Below are 18592 nucleotides of genomic sequence, written 5' to 3'. Positions count from 1 at the left end.
GCCAGGAGCGACAGCACCATGGATGCCGCAGGCACCGACGACCCGGCGAACGCCGCGCCCGAAGCGGCCCCGGGCACCGAGAACACGGCGGCAACCGCAGTCGGCACGGCCACGGATCCGGGCGGCACCGCGGCGGACGAGACCGCCGCACGCGCCGCCCTGTCCACGGCCCCGGCCGAGGACACCGCCGACACCGCCGGAGGCACCGGCACCGCCGTGCCCGGCTCCTTCGGCGGCGTCCGCAAGCCCGGCGCCCTCGGCGCCCTGGCCTGGACCGCCCGCGAAGGCCTCGGCTGGGCCCGCTGGTTCTGGCGGCAGCTCACCTCCATGCGGGTCGCCCTGATCCTGCTCTTCCTGCTCTCCCTCGCCACCGTCCCCGGCTCCCTCGTCCCGCAGAGCAGTGTCGACGAGGTCAAGGCCCAGGCGTGGAAGGACAGCCACAAGACGCTGACGCCGGTCTACGAGAAGCTCCAGCTCTTCCACGTCTACAGCTCGGTGTGGTTCTCCGCGATCTACATCCTGCTGTTCATCTCGCTCATCGGCTGCATCATCCCGCGCACCTGGCAGTTCGTCGGCCAGCTCCGCGGCCGCCCCCCGGCCGCCCCCCGCCTGCTCACCCGCATGCCCGCGCACGCCACCTGGCGCACCGACGCCGCACCCGAGCAGGTGCTGGCCGCGGCCGAGAAGGTGCTGCGCCGCCGCCGCTTCCGCGTCGAGCGCTCCGGGACCGCGGTCGCCTCCGAGAAGGGCTACCTGCGCGAGGCCGGCAACCTCCTCTTCCACATCTCCCTCATCGTCCTGCTGCTCGCCTTCGCCGCCGGACAGCTGTGGAAGTCCGAGGGCGGCAAGCTCGTCGTCGAGGGCGACGGCTTCGCCAACACCCTCACCCAGTACGACGACTTCAAGTCCGGCTCGCTCTTCCGCGCCGACGACCTCGACCCCTTCAGCTTCAGCCTCGACAGCTTCTCCGGGAGCTACGAGCGCACCGGCCCGCAGAAGGGCACCCCGCGCGACTACGCCGCCCACATCACGTACTCGGACGGCTCCGACGGCAGCACCCGCAAGGCCACCATCAAGGTCAACGAACCGCTGGAGACCGCCGGTTCCAAGGTCTACCTGATCGGCCACGGCTACGCGCCGATGGTGACCTTCCGCGACGGCCAGGGCAACGTCGCCTTCAAGGGCCCCATGCCCGCGCTGCCCCTCGACAGCAACGTCACCGAGACCACCGTCGCCAAGGTCCCCGACATGCGGGACAAGGACGGCAACAAGGTCCAGGTCGGCTTCAAGGGCAACTTCGTCCCCACCCTGGACCTGAAGACCGGCACGATGCTGTCCCGGTTCCCCGCCCTGGACAACCCGGCCCTGGTGCTCACCGCCTACAAGGGCAGCCTCGGCGTCGACTCCGGCGTCCCGCAGAGCGTCTACCAGCTCGACGTGTCGAAGATGAAGCAGTACACGGAGCAGGACGGCTCGCCCTTCGCCAAGCTGCTCAAGGTCGGCGACACCATGACGCTGCCCGACGGCGCAGGCACGCTGCACTTCGACGGCATCAAGCAGTGGGCCACCTTCCAGGTCTCCCAGAAGCCCGGCGACGAATGGGCCCTCGCGGGCGCCGTGGCCGCGGTCGCCGGCCTCGCCGGCTCGCTGTTCATCCAGCGCCGCCGCGTCTGGATCCGGGCCCTGCCCGGCACCGGCGGCCGCACCGTCGTGGAGCTCGCCGGCCTCGGCCGCAGCGAGTCCACGAAGCTCCCCGAGGAACTCGCCGACATCGCCGCCGCCCTGCAGCCCGACGCCCCGCCCGCTGCCGACGACTCCGCCGACGACTCCCCGGAGCCCACCGACTCCGCAGACCCCGCCGAACCGTCCGAAGGAGCGCGCGCGTGATCCTCGCCGCCGCGGCCAACGAGAACCTGGCCCATATCAGCAACTACCTGATCTACTCGGCCATGGCCGTCTACACCCTGGCCTTCCTCGCGCACATCACCGAGTGGGTCTTCGGCAGCCGCAGCGCCGTCGGCCGCACGGCAGCCGCCCTCACCACCGAGGCGCAGGAGACCACCGCGGTCACCGTCACCACGCGCAGCGCCGAACAGGGCGGCGGCACCGCCGTCCTGGAGCGCCCCAAGATCGTCACCCGCTCCGCCCCCGGCAGCCGGGACGTCCCCGACGGCCCCGGCGCCGCCGGCACCAGCGAGAAGGGCGACCTCTACGGCCGCATCGCCATCTCGCTGACCGTCCTCGCCTGGGCCCTCCACGCGGGCGGCGTGCTCAGCCGGGCCCTGTCCGTCCAGCGTGCCCCCTGGGGCAACATGTACGAGTTCTCGACCACGTTCGGCTCGGTCGCCGTCGCGGTCTACCTCGGGCTGCTCGTCGCGAAGAAGAACGTCCGCTGGCTCGGCCTGCCGCTGGTCACCTCGATCCTGCTCGACCTCGGCCTCGCCGTCTCCGTGCTCTACACCGCCAGCGACCAGCTGGTGCCGGCCCTGCACTCGTACTGGCTGTGGATCCACGTCTCCTGTGCGATCTTCTGCGGTGCCGCGATGTGGGTCGCCTCGGTCTCGACGCTCTTCTACCTCTTCCGCGACAGCTACGAGGCCAAGCTCGCCGAGAGCCGCGACGCCGGCGGCGCCTGGGGCAACGTCATGTCCCGCCTGCCCTCGGCCGCGACGCTCGACAAGTTCGCCTACCGCATCAACGCCACGGTCTTCCCGCTGTGGACGTTCACGATCATCGCGGGCGCCATCTGGGCCGAGGCCGCCTGGGGCCGCTACTGGGGCTGGGACCCCAAGGAGGTCTGGGCCTTCATCACCTGGGTCGCCTACGCCTGCTACCTGCACGCCCGGGCCACCGCCGGCTGGAAGGGCCGCAAGGCCGCCTACCTCGCCCTGCTGGCCTTCGCCTGCTACCTCTTCAACTACTACGGCGTGAACATCTTCCTCGGCGGCAAGCACTCCTACGCCGGAGTCTGAGCGGCGCGGTCCAGGCCTGCATGGTAGGTCTGGACCATGGAGATCCCCTCCCCGTACGGCACGTCCGAGACGGAGGGCGACAGCCACACCCTGCGGTACGAACTGTCGCTCCCGTACCCCCTGGACCAGGTCTGGCAGGCCATCGCCACACCCGAGGGCCTGCCCGCCTGGCTGGCCGCCGCCGAGCCCTTCGAACAGCGCGAAGGCGGCGCCATCACGCTGCGCTGGCAGAACACCGGCACCGAGGGCCGGGCCACGGTCGCCCCCGGCCACGTCACCGCCTGGGACCCGCCGCGGCGCGTCGAATACACCGTCGCCGTCCACGGCCGCATCCGCTTCGACCTCGAACACGCCCCCGCCAGCGTCGGCGGCACTCTGCTGCACTTCACCAACGAGCGCACCGGCACCACCGACGACCGCCTCGACTGCCTCGCCGGCTGGCACCACCACTTCGAGTACCTGCTCATGGCCCTGGCCGGACACCCCGCCGACTGGTCCCGCTGGACCCTCAACCGCTGGCGCGAACTCCGCCACGAGTACGAACAGCGGGACCGGACGGACTGAACGAGGTCCTCACCGCCGGGGCCGGGTCCCCGGCTCCTGCCGCGGCTCGTGCTGATCGGCACCCGGCAGCTTCGGCTTCGGCAGGTGGGAGACCTCCCACTCCGCCTGCCGCAGCTGCTCCGCGGTGTCACCCGGAACGCCCGGCGCCTTCCCGGCCGGCGCCCCGAACCCGAACGCCGACGTCAGGTCCCCGAACGCCCGCCGCCGCCAGGCGCTGATGTTCGGCTCCCGCACCCCCGTCACCCGCTCCACGAAACGCAGCGTCGACGTGTGGTCGAAGGCCTCCCCCGCCGCCCAGCCGCCCACCGTCCACGGCGAGACGATCAGACACGGCACCCGGAACCCGCCGCCGATCGGCAGCCCCCTCACGTACTCGTCCTTCGTCCCCTTCGGCGGCACCGGCGGCGGCACATGATCGAACAGGCCGTCGTTCTCGTCGTAGTTGAGGATGAAGACCGTCTTCCGCCACACCTCCGGATTGTCGGCGATGGCCTCGATCTTCTTCGCCACGAAGTCCGCACCCGCCGCCGGCAGATAGTCCGGGTGCTCGGACTGGCGCCCCGTCGGCAGGATCCAGGAGACCGCCGGCAGCCGGTCGTTGCGGGCGTCCTCCTCGAACGTCCCCTCCGGCGTCTTGCGCACCCCCCGCTCGTACAGCGGATTGCCCGGCTTGAGGTGCTTGAACTGCCGGAACTCCTCCAGCATGTTCGTACCGTAGTTGTCCTCCTGCTGGTACACGCGCCAGCTGACCCCCGCCGCCTGCAGCCGCTCCGCGTACGTGGTCCAGCGGTACGGCGACGGCGCGGTGTTGTCGACGACGGGCCCGCCCCGGGTCCCGCCCGGATCGATCGTGCCCGTCATCCAGTACAGCCGGTTCGGCCAGGTCGGCCCGAAGACCGAACAGAAGTAGTTGTCGCAGACGGTGAACGTCTCGGCGAGCGCGAACTGGAAGGGAATGTCCTCGCGCGTGTGGTACCCCATCACGTACGGGGCGTCCTTCCCGTCCGCGTCGGGTCTGCGGTGCGCCGGCAGCCACCGGTCCATCCTCCCGCCGTTCCACGCCTCGTGCTGCACACCCCACTCGTGGCTCGTGGACGGGATCGCCTGCGCACTCGTCTTGCGCGTGTCCAGGTGGAAGGGCAGCAGATAGCCCTTCGGATTCTCCTTGTCGGGCTGGTGGAACACACTGCGCCCGTTCGGCAGCTTCAGCGCATGGGGATCGGCGAAGCCGCGGACACCCTTGAGGGTGCCGAAGTAGTGGTCGAACGACCGGTTCTCCTGCATCAGCAGGACCACGTGCTTGACGTCCTCGAGCGAACCGCCCCCGGCGGCCCCGGCCGCCACGGCCCGCTGCACACTGGGCGGCAACAACGCCAACGCCGCACCGCCACCGGCCACGCCCGCCGCCGTACCGAGAAGTCTGCGCCGTGTCAGATCAGGCATGGATGTCCCTCCCTGGAGTCGGGTGAAGCCACAGAGTGACCATTCCGACTCTCGGGGCGCGTATGCGTCGGGGGGAGGGGGGATGGAGTGAACGTTGTGTCAACTGGCCGTGACGGTACCGGCGTTGACCGGCCGGGCGGCCGGGCGGCCGCCCGTGCCCGTCAACCCTTCACGCACACAACCTGCTTGAGCTTCGCCACGACCTCGACGAGGTCCCGCTGCTGCTCCATGACCTGCTCGATGGGCTTGTACGCGGCCGGGATCTCGTCGACCACGCCACGGTCCTTGCGGCACTCGACGCCCCGCGTCTGCTCCGCCAGGTCCTGCTCGGAGAATCGCTTCTTCGCCGCATTGCGGCTCATCCGCCGACCGGCGCCGTGCGACGCGGAGTTGAACGACGCCTCGTTGCCCAGGCCGCGCACGATGTACGAGCCGGTGCCCATCGAGCCCGGGATGATGCCGTACTCGCCGCCGCCCGCGCGGATCGCGCCCTTGCGGGTCACGAGCAGGTCGACACCCTCGTATGTCTCCTCGGCCACGTAGTTGTGGTGGCAGGAGATGACCGGCTCGAAGGTAACGTTCGCCTTCGCGAACTCCCTGCGGACAACATCCTTGTACAGGGCCATCATGATCTCGCGGTTGTGCCGCGCGTACTCCTGCGCCCAGAACAGGTCGTGCCGGTAGGCCGCCATCTCCGGGGTGCCCGCCAGGAAGACGGCGAGGTCACGATCAACCAGATTCTGGTTGTGCGACAGCTTCCGAGCCCGCCCAATGTGATACTCGGCCAACTCCTTGCCGATGTTCCGGGAGCCGGAGTGCAGCATGAGCCAGACCGACCCCTGGCCATCGATGCAAAATTCGCAGAAGTGATTTCCTCCGCCAAGCGTCCCCATCTGGCGAAGCGCCCGACCCTGACGGAATTTGACCGCCTCCGCCACCCCGTCGAACCGCCCCCAGAAGTCGTCCCACCCCGCCGTCGGCAGCCCGTGCAGCCGGCGCGGGTCGACCGGGTCGTCGTGCATCGCGAAGCCGACCGGGATCGCCGCCTCGACCCGCGAGCGGAGTCGCGACAGGTCGCCCGGCAGGTCGTTCGCCGTCAGCGACGTCTTCACCGCGGACATGCCGCAGCCGATGTCCACGCCGACCGCAGCCGGGCACACAGCTCCGCGCATGGCGATCACGGAACCGACCGTCGCCCCCTTGCCGAAGTGGACGTCGGGCATGACGGCCAGGCCCTCGATCCACGGCAGGGTGGAGACGTTGCGCAGCTGCTGCATGGCGACCGGCTCGACCGCGGCGGGATCCGCCCACATGCGGATGGGCACGCGGGCGCCGGGCACCTCGGTGTAGGACATACCTTCCTCATTCCCCCGAAAAATGTCGATAAAGCAAAAAGCCGGACCAACCGCTCATCCGCGACAGCGAACCGGCGGGCGCGGCGGCCCGTGCGGTAGACATTGTTCCCGGCCACCGCCGTGCGGGGGCAACCAGTTTTCGGGCGAAGGGAGCCACGGACAGTGCAGCACAGGGCGTACGCACCGGCAGCCGCACTGGCCGCGGTCGTGCTCGCGGCCGGGCTCGCGGGGTGCAGCTCGGGGTCCGGCGCAACGGGCGGGACCGACGATGCCAGGCCGGGACGCGCGGGGGCCTCGGCGCCCGCCGCGCAGCCGGGGAAGTACCACAGCCTCCCCGAGCCGTGCAGCTATGTCGACCGGGACACGCTGCGCCGGATGCTGCCGGGCGGCACGGCCGCGACCGACGACGACGATGCCGGCGCCGACAAGGTCTACAAGGGCCAGCCCACGATCACCTATGACACCGACCGCCGCGTCGGCTGCAGCTGGAAGGTCGAGTCGCCGGACGGCGCCCGGCACCTGTCGGTCGACTTCGAGCGCGTGGTGTCGTACCAGCCGGGCGTGAGCGACGAGGCCCGCGCCCAGCAGCTCTACGGGCGCCAGTCGACCGCCGCGCACATCCCCGTGGCCTCTGGTACGCCCTCTCCGAGCGCCTCCGCGCCCTCCCCGAGTGCGAGCAGCGGCAACGCGCCGGGCCCGCAGCTGTCGGCCTCCCCCGCCGCGTCCCCCTCAACCTCCGCCTCCCCCTCCGCCGACCCGGCCCTCGCGCCCCGGACGCTCGACGACCTCGGCGACGACGCGTTCATCGACGACCGGCTGGCCACGGCGGCCTCGGGCGTGCACCGTGACGTGACGGTCGTCTTCCGGTCGTCCAACGTGCTGGTGACGATCGCGTACGACCAGTGGTCGACGGACAAGCAGCACGTGCCCTCCGCTCAGGACCTGCAGGGCAAGGCGCACGGCCTGGCCCGTGAGCTCGATGCGGGGCACTTCGGCAATTAGCGCACTTCGGCGCACCGCCCCGGCGAGTACCGCCCCGATCGGGCCTGCACCGGGCGCGGGCCGCGTACCGTGCCGCCTAACGCGACATCTCCCACGCGACAACTCCCACGCCACATCTCCCATCGAATGAGCGAAGGACCCATGCACCGACGTACAGCCCCGCGACTCGCCCGAATCCTCGCCTGCGCCGCAGTACCGGTGATGCTCGTCGCCACCGGCTGCTCGTCGGGCGGGGGTGGCGGCGAGAAGAAGGAATCGGGCAAGCCGTCGCAGTCGGCGACGCCCAATGCCACACCGACGGTGAAGGCGGCGGCGTTCTCCAAGCTGCCGGAGGTCTGCAAGACCCTCGACGAGAAGGCCATCGACAACCTGGTGCCGAAGGCCGACAAGAAGGAGGGCAAGGCGCTGCCCTCCAGCGACGTCAACGACTCGGCGAGCTGCTTCTGGAGCGGTCTGAACTCCGAGGACGTCAAGAACCAGCAGTTCCGCTCGCTGACGGTCTCGCTGAAGCGATTCGCCTCGGACCCGACCCTCGGCACGGGCGAGAAGCGTGCCGCGGACTTCGCCGCGAAGCAGGCGACCGCGGCGACCACGGCGGACGGCGCCAAGGACGCGAAGTCGGAGAAGACGTCCGGCATCGGCGACGAGGCCACCACCGTCTCGTCGCAGACGAAGAAGGACGACAACGACTTCCAGAACGAGACGGTCGTGGCCCGCACGGCCAATGTCGTCATCACCGTGAAGTACAGCGGCGCGGGCTACGAGGGCGCGAAGACGCCCGACGCCGGTGACATGACGAAGAACGCCCAGGACGCGGCCAAGCAGGTCGTGACGGCGGTGGGCAACGCCAACAAGAAGTAGCCGGCAGGACAGCCGAAAGGGCCGCCCCGAAGGGCGGCCCTTTCGTGTTGCTCAGGTTCGTGCTGCTCAGACTGCGAGCAGCTTGCGCACGCGGTCGGCGCCCACGGCGAGCAGCAGGGTGGGCAGGCGCGGGCCGGTGTCCCGGCTCACCAGCAGGTGGTAGAGCAGGGCGAAGAAGGACCGCTGGGCGACCTTGAGCTCGGGGGTGGGCTTGGCGTCCGGCTCCAGACCGGCCTGGACCTTGGGCACGCCGTAGACGAGCGTGGTGAGCCCGTCGAGGGACCAGTGGTCGTCGAGGCCTTCGAGGAGCAGGCGCAGGGAGTCCCTGGCCTGGTCGTCGAGGGAGGCGAGGAGCTCGGTGTCGGGCTCGTCGCGGACGATGGTGCGGGACTCGGCCGGGACCTGGGTGTTGATCCAGTGCTCGGCGCGGTCGAGCCGGGGGCGGACCTCGTCGAGGCCGGTGACCGGGTTCTCGGGGTCGAGGTCGCTGAGGATGCGCAGCGTCTGCTCGTCGTGGCCGGCGGTGATGTCGGCGACGGAGGCGAGCGTGCGGTACGGGAGCGGGCGCGGGGTGCGCGGCAGCTCGCCGGCGGCGGTGCGCACGGCGCGGCTGTGGGCGGCGGCGTCGGCGGGGAGCACGGTGCCGTCGGCGACCTTGCTCTCCAGCTTGTCCCACTCGTCGTAGAGCCGCTGGATCTCCTGGTCGAAGGCGATCTTGAAGGACTGGTTGGGCTTGCGGCGGGCGTAGAGCCAGCGCAGCAGCGGCGCTTCCATGATCTTCAGTGCGTCGCCGGGGGTGGGGACGCCGCCCTTGGAGGAGGACATCTTGGCCATGCCGCTGATGCCGACGAAGGCGTACATCGGGCCGATGGGCTGCTCGCCGCCGAAGACCTTGCGGACGATCTGGCCGCCGACGACGAAGGAGGAGCCGGGCGAGGAGTGGTCGACGCCGGAGGGCTCGAAGACGACGCCCTCGTAGGCCCAGCGCATGGGCCAGTCGACCTTCCAGACCAGCTTGCCGCGGTTGAACTCGCTGAGCAGGACGGTCTCGGAGTGGCCGCACACGCAGGTGTAGGCGAGCTCGGTGGTCGCGTCGTCGTAGCCGGTGACGGTGGTGAGGTCGCGCTCGCAGGCACCGCAGTAGGGCTTGTACGGGAAGTAGCCGGCGGCGCCCGCGCTGCCGTCGTCCTCGGCGGCGGCGCCGGAGCCCTCGGCGGCCTCCAGCTCGGCCTCGTCGACGGGCTTCTGCTGCTTCTGCTGCGGCTTGGCCTTGGGCTGGCCGGTGGCCTTGTCCTTCGTCCGGTACTGGTCGAGGATCGCGTCGATGTCGCCGCGGTGCTTCATCGCGTGCAGGATCTGCTCGCGGTAGACACCGGAGGTGTACTGCTCGGTCTGGCTGATCGGGTCGTACTCGATGCCGAGCTCGGCGAGCGAGGCGACCATGGCGGCCTTGAAGTGCTCGGCCCAGTTGGGGTACTCGGAGCCGGCCGGGGCGGGCACGGAGGTGAGCGGCTTGCCGATGTGGGCGGCCCAGGACTCGTCGATGCCGGGGACGCCGGCCGGGACCTTGCGGTAGCGGTCGTAGTCGTCCCAGGAGATCAGGTGACGGACCTGGTGGCCGCGGCGGCGGATCTCGTCGGCGACCAGGTGCGGGGTCATGACCTCGCGCAGGTTGCCCAGGTGGATCGGGCCGGAGGGCGACAGGCCGGAGGCGACGACGATCGGTTTGCCGGGGGCACGGCGCTCCGCTTCGGCGATGACCTCGTCGGCGAATCGGGAGACCCAGTCGGCCTCATTGCTCTGCACCTGAGCCACGGCACTTCCTTCCTGACGGTCCTGGCATGACCATTGTCCCAGACGGCGGCACGGGTTCCGGGGTTGCCCGGGGGGCCGGGAATTCCCGGGGTGCCGTGGTGGGCGCGTGGGATACTCGGTGCCATCACCAGACTGCCGTCTACCGGAATGGCACCCATCCCATGGCTTCGGTTCCCTCTCTCGCTTCCACGCTCCAGCAGCGCATCTCGGACGCCCTTTCGGCCGCCCTGCCGGAGGCCGGTTCCGCCGACCCGCTGCTGCGACGAAGCGACCGGGCGGACTTCCAGGCCAACGGCATGCTGGCGCTGGCGAAGAAGCTCAAGGGCAATCCGCGGGAGCTGGCGGCCAAGGTCGTCGAGGGCCTGCCTGCGGGTGATCTGATCCAGGAGATCGAGGTCTCGGGTCCGGGCTTCCTGAACATCACGGTCTCGGACCGGGCGATCATCGGGACGCTGGCGGCGCGGGTCGCGGACGACCGCCTGGGCGTGCCGGTGAAGGAGAAGCCGGGCACGACCGTCATCGACTGGGCCCAGCCGAACGTGGCCAAGGAGATGCACGTCGGTCACCTGCGGTCGGCGGTGATCGGCGATGCGGTCGTGAAGATCCTGGAGTTCGCGGGCGAGAAGGTGGTCAGCCGCCACCACATCGGCGACTGGGGCACCCAGTTCGGCATGCTCATCCAGTACTTGCTGGAGCACCCGCACGAGCTGGACCACGAGAGCGCCGAGGACGCCGAGGCCGCGGGCGAGGAGGCGATGTCCAACCTCAACCGCCTGTACAAGGCCTCGCGTGCGCTGTTCGACGCGGATGCGGACTTCAAGGAGCGTGCGCGCCGCCGCGTGGTGGACCTGCAGGCGGGCGACGAGGAGACCCTCGCGCTGTGGCAGCGGTTCGTCGACGAGTCGAAGATCTACTTCTACTCGGTCTTCGACAAGCTGGACATGACGATCGAGGACGCGGACGTGGTCGGCGAGTCCGGCTACAACCACATGCTCGCCGAGACGTGCCGGCTGCTGGAGGAGTCCGGCGTCGCGGTGCGCTCGGAGGGCGCGCTGTGCGTGTTCTTCGAGGACGTCAAGGGTCCCGACGGCAACCCGGTGCCGCTGATCGTGCAGAAGTCGGACGGCGGTTACGGCTATGCGGCGACGGACCTGTCGGCGATCCGCAACCGGGTGCAGGAGCTGGGTGCGGACACCCTGATCTACGTGGTGGACGCGCGGCAGTCGCTGCACTTCAAGATGGTCTTCGAGACGGCCCGCCGGGCGGGCTGGCTGAACGGTGATGTGAAGGCCGTGCAGCTGGCGTTCGGCACGGTGCTGGGCAAGGACGGCAAGCCGTTCAAGACCCGTGAGGGCGAGACGGTGCGTCTGGTGGACCTGCTGGACGAGGCCGTGGAGCGCGCGGCGACGGTGGTGCGCGAGAAGGCCCAGGACCTCTCCGAGGAGGAGATCGCCGAGCGTGCCGCGCAGGTGGGCATCGGCGCGGTGAAGTACGCGGACCTGTCGACGTCGGCGATCCGCGACTACAAGTTCGACCTGGACCAGATGGTCTCGCTCAACGGCGACACCAGCGTCTACCTCCAGTACGCGTACGCGCGCATCCAGTCGATCCTGCGCAAGGCGGGCGAGGTCGCCCCGAAGGCGCACCCGGAGCTGGCGCTGGCCCCGGCGGAGCGGGCGCTGGCGCTGCACCTGGACGAGTTCGCGGAGACCCTGGCGGGCGTGGCGGAGACGTACGAGCCGCACAAGCTGGCCGCGTACCTGTACCAGTTGGCGTCGGCGTACACGACGTTCTACGACCAGTGCCCGGTGCTGAAGGCGGAGTCGGCGGAGCTCGTGGAGAACCGCCTGTTCCTGTGCGACCTGACGGCGCGCACCCTGCGGCAGGGTATGGCGCTGCTGGGCCTGCGGACGCCCGAGCGCCTGTAGGGGCCGTCTGCTCAACCGCCTTATGCGACAGGGCCCTTCCCGGATCGGGAAGGGCCCTGTCGCACACCGGCGCTTGCTCCGGCACCGAGTTCGAACCAGATGAGCTTGCCGACGAGTCCTTGGGGCTGGTCGCGCAGGGCGAATCCGCCCCAGCTGTCGGCGCACCACTGCACCAGCCCGAGCCCGCGCCCCTGTTCGGCCTCGGTCTCGGCGTCGGGGAGCGAGACGGTGTCGAGGGCGGGGAGGCGGGGGTTGGTGTCCCAGACGGCGACGCGCACGCGGTCGCCCTCACGTTTGACGCGGACGGAGGCGGGACCGTCGGAGTAGCGGTAGGCGTTGGTGACGAGCTCGGAGGTCAGCAGCTCGGCGGTGTCGGCCAGTTCGAGGAATCCGTGTTCCTCGAAGATGGTGCGCAAGGTGCGCCGTGCGATGCACGGCGCCATGGGGTCGGGAGGGACCTGGAGCGTGTACTCCCAGTCATCCGTGAGTTCGGGATCATGACTCATGCACGCCTCCGTAGCGTAAGCATCCTGACACGCACAGTAGTCATGTTGGTTTGCGAACGCCGGATCAAGCCCGATTCCCGGAGACTCAACCTGTGTGGGTGACGGGCACTTTCGGCCCGCCATCCCCCACAGCCCCTGCTACAGCCCCTGCTTCAGCCCCTGGGCGACCTCGGTCGCCCAGTACGTCAGGATCATGTTCGCGCCGGCCCGCTTGATGCCGGTGAGGGTCTCCAGGATGGCGCGGTCGCGCTCGATCCACCCGTTGGCGGCCGCCGCCTCGATCATCGCGTACTCGCCGGAGATCTGGTACGCCGCCACCGGCACGTCCACGGAGTCCGCGACCCGCTGCAGCACGTCCAGGTACGGCAGCGCCGGCTTGACCATCACCATGTCGGCGCCCTCGGCGAGGTCCAGCTCCAGCTCGCGCAGCGACTCGCGCGCGTTCGCCGGGTCCTGCTGGTAGGTCTTGCGGTCGCCCTGGAGGGACGAGCCGACGGCCTCGCGGAAGGGCCCGTAGAACGCGGACGCGTACTTGGCGGTGTAGGCGAGGACCGACACGTCCTCGTGCCCGGTCTGGTCGAGGGCGTCGCGGATGACGCCGACCTGGCCGTCCATCATGCCGCTGGGGCCCACCACATGGACCCCGGCGTCGGCCTGGACCTGCGCCATCTCGGCGTAGCGCTCGAGCGTCGCGTCGTTGTCCACGCGGCCCTGCTCGTCGAGCACGCCGCAGTGGCCGTGGTCGGTGTACTCGTCCAGGCAGAGGTCGGACATGATGACGAGCTCGTCGCCGACCTCGGCCTTCACGTCGCGGATGGCGACCTGGAGGATGCCGTCGGGGTCCGTCCCGGCGGTGCCCAGGGCGTCCTTCTTGGCGTCCTCGGGCACGCCGAAGAGCATGATCCCGGCGACGCCCGCCTCCAGCGCCTCGACCGCGGCCTTGCGCAGCGTGTCGCGGGTGTGCTGGACGACCCCCGGCATGGCCGAGATCGGCACCGGCTCGGCGATGCCCTCCCGCACGAAGGCGGGCAGGATCAGGTCGGCCGGGTGCAGCCGGTGCTCCGCGACCATGCGCCGCATGGCGGGCGTGGTGCGCAGCCGGCGCGGCCGCGATCCGGGGAAGGTTCCGTACGAGGTGCTCAACTCCGTGCCCTTCTGCGCGATCCGGGCCGCCGCTCGCTCGGGCGGGTGACCGGATCGCCGGCCTCCAGGGCCGCGTCGCGCCGGGCCGCGCCGAACTCCGCGAGCGCCTCGGCGAGTTTGTGCACCGAGGGCTCGGGCGACAGCACGTCCACCCGCAGGCCGTGTTCCTCCGCGGTCTTCGCGGTGGCGGGGCCGATGCAGGCGATGACGGTGACATTGTGCGGCTTGCCGGCGATGCCGACCAGGTTCCGCACGGTGGAGGACGAGGTGAACAGCACGGCGTCGAAGCCGCCGCCCTTGATCGCCTCGCGGGTCTCGGCCGGCGGCGGCGAGGCGCGCACGGTCCGGTAGGCCGTGACGTCGTCGACCTCCCAGCCCAGCTCGATCAGGCCGGCCACCAGGGTCTCGGTGGCGATGTCGGCGCGGGGCAGGAAGACGCGGTCGATCGGGTCGAAGACCGGGTCGTAGGGCGGCCAGTCCTCCAGCAGGCCGGCGGCCGACTGCTCGCCGCTGGGCACCAGGTCCGGCTTGACGCCGAACTCGATCAGCGACCTGGCGGTCTGCTCGCCGACGGCCGCGACCTTGATGCCGGCGAAGGCGCGCGCGTCGAGCCCGTACTCCTCGAACTTCTCGCGCACCGCCTTGACGGCGTTGACGGACGTGAAGGCGATCCACTCGTAGCGGCCGGTGACCAGGCCCTTGACCGCGCGCTCCATCTGCTGCGGGGTGCGCGGCGGTTCGACGGCGATGGTCGGCACCTCGTGCGGCACGGCGCCGTACGAGCGGAGCTGGTCGGAGAGCGAGGCGGCCTGCTCCTTGGTGCGCGGGACGAGCACGTTCCAGCCGAAGAGCGGCTTGGACTCGAACCACGAGAGCCGGTCGCGCTGTTCTGCAGCGCTGCGCTCGCCGACCACGGCTATGACGGGCTGCCCGCCGTCGGGCGAGGGCAGCACCTTGGCGGCCTTGAGCACCTGGGCGACCGTGCCGAGGGTGGCGGTCCAGGTGCGCTGGCGGGTGGTGGTGCCCGCGACGGTGATACTCATCGGCGTCTCGGGCTTGCGTCCGGCGGAGACCAGTTCGCCGGCTGCGGAGACGACCGTGTCGAGCGTGGTGGAGACGACCGCGGTCGTCTCGCTCGCGCCGACCTCGCTCCAGCAGGTGGCGGTGGCGGTGCGGGCGTCGACGAAACGGACGTCACCGCCCCGGCCGTCGTGCAGCGGCACACCGGCGTACGCGGGCACGCCGACGGCCGTGGCGACGCCCGGCACCACCTCGAAGGTGATGCCGCCGTCGGCGCAGGCCAGCATCTCGTCGGCGGCGTTGCCGTCGAGCCCGGGGTCGCCGAGCACGGCACGGACGACCCGCTTGCCGCCGCGCGCGGCCGACATGACAAGATTGGCCGTGTCCCTGAGTACGGGGATGTCCGCGGTTTTTGATGCCTCGTCAGTAACCGTCTGCGCAGGCATGTCCACATGGGCGCGCGCATGCGTGCGCACCACGTCGAGCACCTGCGGATCGGCGATCAGGACGTCCGCGGCCGCCAATGCCTCCACGGCGCGCAGCGTCAGCAGTCCCGGGTCTCCGGGTCCGGCACCGAGGAAGGTGACGTGCCCGTGCGTGGGGTGGTTCGGGGCGGTGGGGTTCAAAGTGCTCGCTCCCCCATAAGACCGGCCGCACCCTTGTCGAGCATCTCGGCGGCGAGCAACTGCCCCAGGGCAACTGCCTCTTCGCTGGACGCCGGCACGGGACCGGTGGTGGACAGCTGCACCAGCGTGGAGCCGTCGGTGGTGCCGACGACGCCGCGCAGGCGCATTTCGGTGACAACCTGCCCGACGGCCAGCAGGTCGGCCAGTGCACCCACGGGTGCACTGCAGCCGGCCTCCAGGGCGGCGAGCAGGGAACGCTCGGCGGTCACGGCGGCCCGCGTGTACGGGTCGTCGAGCTCGGCGAGCGTCGCGGCGAGGGGTGCGTTGGTCACTGCGCACTCGATCGCCAGGGCCCCCTGGCCGGGGGCGGGCAAAACTGCGTCGGTCTCCAGGAACTCGGTGACTTCCCCGATCCTGCCGAGCCGGGTGAGCCCGGCGGCGGCGAGCACGACGGCGTCCAGCTCGCCCTTGGCGACGTAGCCGAGCCGGGTGTCGATGTTGCCGCGGATCGGCACGGTCTCGATGCGCCGGCCGAGCGTGCGGGCCCAGGCGTTGAGCTGCGCCATGCGGCGCGGCGAACCGGTGCCGATGCGGGCAACGGTCGACGAGGCTGCGAGTTCCTCGAAGGTGAGCCCGTCGCGGGCCACCAGCACGTCGCGCGGGTCCTCGCGGGCCGGGATCGCGGCGAGCGCGAGGTCGTCGGGCTGCTGGGTCGGCAGGTCCTTCAGCGAGTGCACGGCGAAGTCGATCTCGTCCGCGAGGAGCGCGTCGCGCAGCGCGGAGACGAAGACGCCGGTGCCGCCGATCTGCGCGAGGTGCTCGCGCGAGACGTCGCCGTACGTGGTGATCTCGACCAGCTCGACGGGGCGGCCGGTGAGCTGCTGCACGGCCTCGGCGACCTGCCCGGACTGGGCCATGGCCAGCTTGCTGCGGCGGGTGCCGAGGCGCAGCGGTGTGGTGGTGTCGTTCATGACGGCTCCCGTGAGGTCCGCGAGTCGGCACGGCTGACGGCAGCCACGGCCTGCGGATCGAGGTCGAAGAGTTCCCGCAGCGCATCGGCGTAGCCGGCGCCGCCGGGGGTGGAGGCGAGCTCCTTGACCCGCACGGTGGGCGCGTGGAGGAGCTTGTCGACGACGCGGCGCACGGTCTGCGTGATCTCCGCGCGCTCCTTGTCGTCCAGGCCGGGCAGCCGCCCGTCGAGCCGGGCCATCTCGCCGGCCACGACACCGGCGGCCATGGTGCGCAGGGCGACCACGGTCGGCGTGATGTGCGCGGCCCGCTGCGCGGCGCCGAAGGCGGCGACCTCGTCGGAGACGATGCTGCGCACCTGGTCGACGTCGGCGGCCATGGGTGCGTCGGCGGAGGCCTCGGCCAGGGTCTCGATGTCGACGAGCCGGGCGCCGCCGATGCGGTGCACGGCGGCGTCGACGTCGCGCGGCATGGCGAGGTCGAGGAGGGTGAGTTCGGCGCCGTCGCGGCCGGCCAGGGCCTCGCTCACCTCATCCGCCGTGAGCACCAGGCCCGTTGCACCGGTGCAGGACACCACGATGTCTGCCTGCGCCAGCTCGGCCGGGACGGCCGGCATCTCCACCGCGGACGCGGTGACCACGGTCCCGGTGCCCGGCTCGGTGAGGATCGCCGCCAGGCGCTCCGCCCGCTCCAGCGTGCGGTTGGCGACGGCCACGTGCGCCACCCCCGCGCGCGCGAGTGTGGCGGCGGCGAGCGAGGACATCGAACCGGCGCCGATGACCAGGGCACGCTTGCCCGCGACCCAGTCGGCCACCGGCACGCCGCCGGCGAGCCGCTCCAGGCCGAAGGTGACCAGGGACTGGCCCGCCTTGTCGATGCCCGTCTCGCTGTGGGCGCGCTTGCCCACCCGCAGCGCCTGCTGGAACAGGTCGTTCAGCAGCCGCCCGGCGGTGTGCAGCTCCTGGCCGAGGGCGAGCGCGTCCTTGATCTGGCCGAGGATCTGGCCCTCGCCGACGACCATCGAGTCCAGCCCGCAGGCCACCGAGAAGAGGTGGTGGACGGCCCGGTCCTCGTAGTGCACGTACAGGTACGGGGTGAGCTCCTCCAGGCCGACGCCCGAGTGCCGGGCGAGCAGCGTGGACAGCTCGGCCACACCGGCGTGGAACTTGTCCACGTCGGCGTAGAGCTCGATGCGGTTGCAGGTGGCGAGCACGGCCGCCTCGGTGGCGGGCTCGGCGGCCAGCGTGTCGTGCACCAGGCGCGCCTGCGTCTCGCGCGCGAGGGCGGCCCGCTCCAGCACGCTCACGGGCGCGCTGCGGTGGCTCAGTCCGACGACCAGAAGGCTCATGCCGGCATCACGGCGGGGACGTCCCCCTCCGGTCCCTTCCTGCCGCCCGTGGCCGGGCGCGCGGCCACGGCCGCCGCGGCGGCGGCACCGGCGCCGGACGGCGCGGTGGTCTCCTCGCCGGCCTTGCGCTGCTCGTGGAAGGCGAGGATCTGCAGCTCGATCGACAGGTCGACCTTGCGGACGTCCACGCCGTCCGGGACGACGAGCACGGTGGGCGCAAAGTTGAGGATCGAGGTGACCCCGGCCGCCACGAGCCGGTCGCAGACCTGCTGCGCGGCACCGGCGGGGGTCGCGATGACGCCGATGGAGACGCCGTTGTCCGTGATGATCGACTCGAGTTCGTCGGTGTGCCGCACGGGCAGCCCGGCGACCGGGCGGCCGGTCATGGCGGGGTCGGCGTCGATCAGGGCCGCGACGCGGAAGCCGCGGGAGGCGAAGCCGCCGTAGTTGGCCAGGGCGGCGCCGAGGTTGCCGATACCGACGATCACGACCGGCCAGTCCTGGGTGAGGCCGAGCTCGCGGGAGATCTGGTAGACGAGGTACTCGACGTCGTAGCCGACGCCGCGGGTGCCGTAGGAGCCGAGGTAGCTGAAGTCCTTGCGGAGCTTGGCGGAATTGACGCCCGCCGCGGCCGCGAGCTCCTCGGAGGAGACCGTGGGGACCGAGCGCTCGGAGAGCGCGGTCAGCGCGCGCAGATACAGCGGTAGCCGGGCGACGGTGGCCTCGGGAATCCCTCGGCTTCGGGTCGCCGGTCGGTGAGTTCGGCCAGTTGCCACGGTGCTCCTGCGGGTAGAGCGGGGCTGCAGGCGGCGCCTCGTCCCAGGACCGCCCCGTCGAACGCAGGCTATGCCTTTGTGAACGCGTGCACAAAGATGGTGTCCGCTTTGTCCGGGCAAAGTGACCGGGCTCACGCGGCCTTTAGGTCCGATCCGGGAACCAATGCCCGCGCCGTTGCGACCGCCACACGGGCCGCACGCGCACCACAGGTGCGTCGACGGGGACACGGGCGTCCACTCCTCACCGCGCTGCTTCTTCTCCGG

At 71.1% G+C, this 18592-nt stretch carries 15 protein-coding genes; 6 read left to right on the top strand and 9 right to left on the bottom strand.

Going from position 1 to position 18592, the window contains the following annotated elements:
• Positions 1–18 precede the first annotated feature (18 nt).
• From ACMATS_RS20765 to ACMATS_RS20755, 3 genes are read left to right on the top strand one after another with little or no spacing between them, the layout of a single operon-like run.
• Positions 19–1887, top strand: coding sequence for a cytochrome c biogenesis protein ResB (locus tag ACMATS_RS20765; RefSeq protein WP_414168686.1), 1869 nt, complete (start codon positions 19–21; stop codon positions 1885–1887).
• A complete protein-coding gene (gene ccsB, locus ACMATS_RS20760) occupies positions 1884–2972 on the top strand; it encodes a c-type cytochrome biogenesis protein CcsB (RefSeq protein ID WP_390780701.1) in 1089 nt (362 codons plus the stop codon). The genes ACMATS_RS20765 and ccsB overlap by 4 nt, the downstream gene beginning before the upstream one ends.
• A gap of 36 nt (positions 2973–3008) precedes the next feature.
• Positions 3009–3536, top strand: coding sequence for an SRPBCC domain-containing protein (locus ACMATS_RS20755; protein ID WP_414168685.1), 528 nt, complete (start codon positions 3009–3011; stop codon positions 3534–3536).
• 9 nt (positions 3537–3545) lie between these two features.
• Here the strand turns inward: ACMATS_RS20755 and ACMATS_RS20750 are convergent, their stop codons facing one another.
• Entirely contained in the window at positions 3546–4979 is a 1434-nt protein-coding gene (locus ACMATS_RS20750) for an alkaline phosphatase family protein (RefSeq protein ID WP_414168684.1), read from the bottom strand.
• A 161-nt stretch (positions 4980–5140) separates the two neighbouring features.
• Positions 5141–6334: an RtcB family protein gene (locus tag ACMATS_RS20745; RefSeq protein ID WP_414168683.1), complete on the bottom strand. Its 1194-nt coding sequence runs from the start codon at positions 6332–6334 to the stop codon at positions 5141–5143.
• A 162-nt stretch (positions 6335–6496) separates the two neighbouring features.
• Here ACMATS_RS20745 and ACMATS_RS20740 point away from each other — a divergent pair, with 162 nt between their 5' ends.
• Both ACMATS_RS20740 and ACMATS_RS20735 read left to right on the top strand, forming a co-directional pair.
• On the top strand, positions 6497–7336 hold the full coding sequence (locus tag ACMATS_RS20740) for a hypothetical protein (RefSeq protein WP_414168682.1): 840 nt from the start codon (positions 6497–6499) through the stop codon (positions 7334–7336).
• 141 nt (positions 7337–7477) lie between these two features.
• The gene (locus ACMATS_RS20735; protein ID WP_390780696.1) at positions 7478–8197 is read left to right on the top strand and encodes a hypothetical protein; all 720 of its coding nucleotides are present in this window, start codon (positions 7478–7480) and stop codon (positions 8195–8197) included.
• A 66-nt stretch (positions 8198–8263) separates the two neighbouring features.
• On the opposite strand, the gene lysS is transcribed toward ACMATS_RS20735, so the two are convergent.
• On the bottom strand, positions 8264–10012 hold the full coding sequence (gene lysS / locus ACMATS_RS20730; RefSeq protein WP_414168681.1) for a lysine--tRNA ligase: 1749 nt from the start codon (positions 10010–10012) through the stop codon (positions 8264–8266).
• A 161-nt stretch (positions 10013–10173) separates the two neighbouring features.
• On the opposite strand from lysS, the gene argS reads away from it, so the two are divergent.
• Positions 10174–11940 (top strand): arginine--tRNA ligase, encoded by a 1767-nt coding sequence (gene argS, locus ACMATS_RS20725; RefSeq protein WP_414168680.1) that lies wholly within the window; start codon positions 10174–10176, stop codon positions 11938–11940.
• 20 nt (positions 11941–11960) lie between these two features.
• On the opposite strand, the gene ACMATS_RS20720 is transcribed toward argS, so the two are convergent.
• From ACMATS_RS20720 to ACMATS_RS20695, 6 genes are all read right to left on the bottom strand, one after another.
• The gene (locus ACMATS_RS20720; protein WP_414168679.1) at positions 11961–12446 is read right to left on the bottom strand and encodes an ATP-binding protein; all 486 of its coding nucleotides are present in this window, start codon (positions 12444–12446) and stop codon (positions 11961–11963) included.
• A gap of 138 nt (positions 12447–12584) precedes the next feature.
• Entirely contained in the window at positions 12585–13589 is a 1005-nt protein-coding gene (gene hemB / locus ACMATS_RS20715; RefSeq protein WP_414168678.1) for a porphobilinogen synthase, read from the bottom strand.
• Entirely contained in the window at positions 13586–15235 is a 1650-nt protein-coding gene (locus ACMATS_RS20710) for a uroporphyrinogen-III synthase (protein WP_391155593.1), read from the bottom strand. The genes hemB and ACMATS_RS20710 overlap by 4 nt, the downstream gene beginning before the upstream one ends.
• Positions 15232–16206, bottom strand: a complete 975-nt coding sequence (gene hemC / locus ACMATS_RS20705; RefSeq protein WP_391155592.1) for a hydroxymethylbilane synthase — start codon at positions 16204–16206, stop codon at positions 15232–15234. Before hemC ends, ACMATS_RS20710 begins: the two co-directional genes overlap by 4 nt.
• The gene (locus tag ACMATS_RS20700) at positions 16203–17552 is read right to left on the bottom strand and encodes a glutamyl-tRNA reductase (protein ID WP_414168677.1); all 1350 of its coding nucleotides are present in this window, start codon (positions 17550–17552) and stop codon (positions 16203–16205) included. The genes hemC and ACMATS_RS20700 overlap by 4 nt, the downstream gene beginning before the upstream one ends.
• Positions 17549–18328 carry a redox-sensing transcriptional repressor Rex gene (locus ACMATS_RS20695; protein WP_390780689.1) on the bottom strand — a complete coding sequence of 260 codons (780 nt, stop codon included), beginning with the start codon at positions 18326–18328 and terminating at the stop codon, positions 17549–17551. Before ACMATS_RS20695 ends, ACMATS_RS20700 begins: the two co-directional genes overlap by 4 nt.
• Positions 18329–18592 lie beyond the last annotated feature (264 nt).

It is taken from the genome of Streptoverticillium reticulum (assembly GCF_047456005.1).
Classification (GTDB): Bacteria; Actinomycetota; Actinomycetes; order Streptomycetales; family Streptomycetaceae; genus Streptomyces; species Streptomyces reticulum.
Note: the sequence above shows the minus strand (reverse complement) of the source record. Positions and strands in the feature narration are given on the sequence as shown.